The organism is Caballeronia sp., assembly GCF_028292365.1.
Lineage (GTDB): Bacteria > Pseudomonadota > Gammaproteobacteria > Burkholderiales > Burkholderiaceae > Caballeronia.
The window spans coordinates 1-5,417 of the sequence record NZ_JAQGMM010000200.1; the positions used below are offsets into that span (position 1 = coordinate 1).

Here is a 5,417-nt window from a genome sequence, read left to right on the forward strand (position 1 = left end):
TTGGCGTGGGCCAATATCAGCACGACGTCAATCAACGCGACCTCGCCCGCTCGCTCGATGCGGTGGTCGAGGATTGCGTGAACGCCGTCGGCGTGGATGCCAATACCGCGTCGGTCGCGCTGCTCGCGCGGGTATCGGGATTGAACGCTACGCTCGCGCGCAACATCGTCGATTTCCGCGATGCCAACGGCCCGTTTGCGTCGCGTGATCAATTGAAGAAAGTGCCCCGCCTCGGCGACAAAACCTTCGAACAAGCCGCCGGATTCCTGCGCATCAACAACGGCTCGAATCCGCTCGACCGCTCGTCGGTGCACCCGGAAGCGTATCCGGTGGTTGAACGTATCCTGGCCAAAATCAAGAAGCATGCCGCCGATGTCATGGGCAAACGCGAAGCGTTGTCGGGCTTGTCGCCGGCGGAATTCGTCGATGAGCGATTCGGTCTGCCCACCGTGCGCGACATCCTGGCGGAACTGGAAAAACCGGGCCGCGATCCGCGTCCTGAGTTCAAAACGGCCACGTTCCGCGATGGCGTCGAGAAACTCTCCGATCTCACGCCGGGCATGATCCTGGAAGGTGTGGTCACGAACGTCGCGGCATTTGGCGCGTTCGTCGATATTGGCGTGCATCAGGATGGACTGGTGCATGTATCGGCGATGTCGACGAAATTCATCAAGGACCCGCATGAAGTTGTGAAGGCGGGGCAAGTGGTGAAGGTAAAAGTGGTCGAGACGGACGTGAAGCGCCAGCGGATCGCGCTGACCATGCGTCTGGACGATGACTTCCCCGCCGAGGGCTCCCCGGCCCAACAACCGCAACGCGGCGCGCAAGACCGCCGTGGTGGCGCGGGTGGCGGAGGCAGCGCCCGCGATGTCCGAAGCAATAACGGTGGCAAACGCGAACCGGAAGCGGCCAGCGCGATGGCGGCGGCGTTCGCCAAGCTGAAAAAGTAGAACGAGCGACACGGCTCGATAGAAATAAAAACGGCCCGTTCACAATGAACGGGCCGATTTTTTAACTACCTCAACGGGTCAAACCGGGCAGCGCATGCGCCACGGTCTCAAGATGCACCTAACGCACACAACCATCAAATCTCAATCTTCGTCCCCAACTCAACCACTCGGTTCGCGGGAATACTGAAGAAGTCCGTCGGCTTGGCAGCGTTCTGATGCATCCACGCAAACACCCGTTCGCGCCACACCGACATACCCGGCAACTGCGTTGGCACCACGGTTTCGCGTGCCATGAAGAACGATGTATCCATGAGTTCGAACGTCATGTCGTGGGTACGGCCGATCTCGTTCAGCACTGCCTTGACATCGGGCGTTTCGTTAAAGCCATACTGTGCTTTCACGAGAAAGAGACCGCCGCTTGCGTCCTTCACTTCCACACGCTTGTCGTCATCGACATACGGCACGTCACGCGTAACGAAATTCAGGAAGATGGTCCGTTCATGCAGGACCTTGTTGTGCTTCAGGTTGTGCAGCAGGCTGACAGGCACGAGCGAGTCGTTACCGGTCAGGTAGATTGCAGTACCCGACACCCGGTGCGGCGGATGCGCAAGCAATCCCTGCAGGAACGGCATCAACGGGATACCGTCGGCGGCGGTCCGGTCCTTGACGATCATGCGGCCCTTGAACCACGTCATCAGCAGGAAGAACAGCACACCGCCAATGCCCAGCGGCAACCAGCCGCCCTGCTCGATCTTGAGCAGGCTGGCGCCGAAGAACCCGACATCGACGATAAAAAACACGCCGATGATCGCGCCCACCAGAAACTTGTTCCAGCCCCACAGCTTGGTCATCACGACCGACGCGAGGATGGTCGTGACCAGCATGGTTGCGGTGACGGCAAGCCCATACGCTGCGGCGAGATTCTCGGAGCTTTTGAAGCCAATCACAATGCACAGGATGACGAACAACAGCATCCAGTTCACGACCGGAATATAGATCTGCCCGATCGCGAGATCCGACGTATGCAGGATCTTCATGCGCGGCACGTAACCAAGCTGGATTGCCTGGCTCGTCAGCGAATATGCGCCTGAAATCACGGCCTGCGATGCGATCACCGTTGCTACCGTCGACAGGATCACCAGAGGCAACAGAGCCCATTCCGGCGCCAGGAGAAAGAACGGACTTTCGGCGGCTTCCGGCGAGTGCATCAGCAACGCACCCTGGCCGAAATAATTAAGCACCAGCGACGGCATGACGAGGCCATACCACGCGTAGCGAATAGGCTTGGCGCCGAAGTGCCCCATATCCGCATACAGCGCTTCTGCGCCGGTCAGCACCAGCACGACTGAGCCGAGCACGATATACGCCTGCAATACGTGGGCGGCCATGAACGAAAACGCGTAATACGGATTCAACGCTATCAATATGCGCGGCACTTGCACGATGTGATACACGCCAAGCACGGCCAGCGTCAGGAACCAGAGCCCCATGATCGGGCCAAAGAGCTTGCCGACTACCGACGTACCGCGGCGCTGGATCCAGAAAAGCATCACGAGAATGACGATGGTGATGGGGATCACCCATTGAGAAAGGGCTGGCGAGACAATTTCCAGCCCTTCCACCGCCGAGATCACCGACATGGCCGGTGTAATCACAGCGTCGCCGTAAAACATGCATGCGCCGAAAATGCCGAGCATCATCAGCACGCCGGTTGCACGTCCTGACCCTTTCAATGTGCGCAATGCAAGCGTCATCAGCGCGAGCACCCCGCCCTCGCCGTTGTTGTCGGCGCGCATCACGAAGAGCACATATTTGATGGAGACCACGATCATGATCGCCCAGAACAACAGCGAGATGACCCCGAGGATGGAGGCTTCGCTCAGTTCAATACCGTGGGACTTGCTGAAGGCCTCTTTCAACGCGTACAGCGGGCTGGTGCCAATATCGCCGAACACCACGCCGATTGCGGCAAGTGCCAGGGTAGGTAACGGCTGTTTGCGCTCGTGCGCGTGAGTCATTTTGTTCATAAACGCGGGAAGCCGTCCGAAGCGGAAAAAACGAACGCCATTCTAACGTTGCGTTCGGCGCCCGACCGGCCTGTTGTGATACCGCTACGACCGGAGCGAAGCGGCAGTTTAGCATTGCGGCAAAGCCGCGAAGGTGCATGTGCGGCGCTTTCCGCCTTTAACCCGTTTTAACTGGCTGCAACTGGATACAAGCAAAAAAACGCCGTTCAATCGCACCGGATAGGCGACTCGAACGGCGTTTCGTTTCAATTTCATTCTGCTGCGTAACAACTGGATTGCACTGAATTGCTGACGTGAACTGCTGACTCAGACAAATTGCGCAATCTCAGGACTTGAATCAGCCCCGCTCGTCCTGGACACCGCGCTTGATCCACGCACCGAGGTTGTGGGGCCGGACAGTGTCCCATTCTTCGAACGGTTGATGAATCCACGGGTTCGTTTCAAGAAACTGCACGAAGTAGTCGGGCTTCACTTTGGAGCAGCCCTTGTACCAAAGCACGGCGGAACGCACTGCCGTGACCGCCGGATAACGGTCCTTCAGATGCTGTTGCACGCGCGAAAGCGTAACGCCGGAGTCGACCAGATCATCCACAAGCAGCACGTTGCCGGACAACTCGCCGCGCGTCATGGTGATGTATTGCCCGATATCGAGCGCGCCCTGCTCCGTGCCGGCCGCCTCGCGATACGAACTCGTCGCCAGGATGGCAAGCGGCAGATCATAGATGCGCGAAAGCTGGTCACCGACCCGCAGACCGCCACGTGCAAGACACAGGATATTGTCGAACTTCCAGCCCGAGTCATGCACGGCGAGCGCAAGCAGTTCGATCAGCCGGTGATATTCGTCCCAGCCGACCCACAGGTTCCGGTCGTCGTTGCGCGGATCTTTCATCGCGATCATGGTGAAACTCTTTTCAATATGTACAGCACTGTACGTCTGTTGAATATGCAAAAGTGGCCGCTAATTTGCGGCCACCTTGGTCGATGCTGCACGTCCGGGCTACTTAAGCCTTGAACGGATGGCGCAGCAGGATGGTTTCGTCACGATCCGGACCGGTCGACACCATGTCGATAGGCACGCCCGCCACTTCCTGGATACGCGAGAGATAGTCACGCGCATTGGCCGGCAAGCTGTCCCATTGCGTGATGCCGATGGTGCTTTCCTTCCAGCCGCCGAACGTCTCGTAGACCGGCTCGCAACGCGCCACTTCCGACGCACCGCGCGGCAGGATGTCGACATCCTTGCCGTCGAGCTTGTAGCCCACGCACAGCTTCACTTCTTCCAGGCCGTCGAGCACGTCCAGCTTTGTCATGCACAAGCCCGAGATGCCGTTGATCTGGATCGAGCGGCGCAGCGCGGCGGCGTCAAGCCAGCCGGTACGGCGCGGACGGCCAGTCACCGAGCCAAATTCCTTGCCGACGGTCGCGAGCGTCAGGCCAACTTGCTCCTGGCGATTGACGTTGTCGGCGTCATACAGCTCGCTCGGGAACGGACCTGCGCCCACACGCGTGCAATACGCTTTCGTGATGCCGAGGATGTAGTTGAGCTTTTGCGGACCCACGCCCGCACCGGCAGTCGCCGCACCCGCCACGCAATTGCTCGACGTGACGTACGGGTACGTGCCGTGATCGATGTCGAGCAGCGTGCCTTGCGCACCTTCAAACAGCAGGTTGCGGCCAGCGTGGTTTTCGTCATAGAGACGGCGCGAGACGTCGGTCACCATGGGCGCGAGGCGCTCGGCGTAGCCGAACATGGTGTCCAGCGTTTCCTGGTAATCCACCGCAGGGGCACCCAGATAACCGGTCAGCACGAAATTGTGGAAATCGAGGGTTTCGCGCAGGCGCTCAGCGAACACTTCGCGGTCGTACAGATCCTGCACGCGCAAGCCGCGCCGGCCGACTTTGTCTTCATACGCCGGGCCAATGCCGCGTCCGGTCGTGCCGATCTTCGCCGCGCCGCGCCGCGCTTCGCGGGCCTGGTCGATCGCGATGTGATACGGAAGAATCAGGTTGGCGGCTTCGGAGATGAAAAGACGCTTCTGGACGTCGACACCTACCGACTCCAGCTCACCGATTTCCTTGAAGAGCGCTTCCGGCGACAACACGACGCCGTTGCCGATATAGCAGGCGGTGCCGGCGCGCATGATGCCCGAGGGAATCAGTCGAAGGATGGTTTTCTTGCCGCCGATGATCAGCGTGTGGCCGGCATTGTGGCCGCCCTGGAAGCGTACGACGCCTTGGGCGTGGTCCGTCAACCAGTCGACGATCTTGCCCTTGCCCTCATCACCCCACTGGGTGCCGACCACGACGACGTTGCGCCCCGGGTTCACATTCACTGCGCTGGCAGACATGTCAATTTGATAGCTGGTTAAAAAAGCATTTTACCTATGTTCGCGGAAGGTTCCGAGTTTTTCCCGGTATTTGCGAACGCGTATCGATTTTT

Annotated in this window: 4 protein-coding genes; 1 reads left to right on the forward strand and 3 read right to left on the reverse strand. The window is 59.3% G+C overall.

Annotated elements, in window-relative coordinates; translation table 11 throughout:
* The coding region (locus tag JWR14_RS12470; protein WP_299706694.1) for a helix-hairpin-helix domain-containing protein at positions 1 to 950 on the forward strand (950 nt) is incomplete at its 5' end.
* 134 nt (positions 951 to 1,084) lie between these two features.
* Here JWR14_RS12470 and JWR14_RS12475 read toward each other — a convergent pair.
* From JWR14_RS12475 to JWR14_RS12485, 3 genes are all read right to left on the reverse strand, one after another.
* Positions 1,085 to 2,977 carry a potassium transporter Kup gene (locus JWR14_RS12475; RefSeq protein WP_299706696.1) on the reverse strand — a complete coding sequence of 631 codons (1,893 nt, stop codon included), beginning with the start codon at positions 2,975 to 2,977 and terminating at the stop codon, positions 1,085 to 1,087.
* 337 nt (positions 2,978 to 3,314) lie between these two features.
* A complete protein-coding gene (locus JWR14_RS12480) occupies positions 3,315 to 3,875 on the reverse strand; it encodes a phosphoribosyltransferase (RefSeq protein ID WP_299706698.1) in 561 nt (186 codons plus the stop codon).
* Positions 3,876 to 3,978: 103 nt separating this feature from the next.
* Positions 3,979 to 5,325 carry an adenylosuccinate synthase gene (locus JWR14_RS12485; RefSeq protein ID WP_299706700.1) on the reverse strand — a complete coding sequence of 449 codons (1,347 nt, stop codon included), beginning with the start codon at positions 5,323 to 5,325 and terminating at the stop codon, positions 3,979 to 3,981.
* Positions 5,326 to 5,417 lie beyond the last annotated feature (92 nt).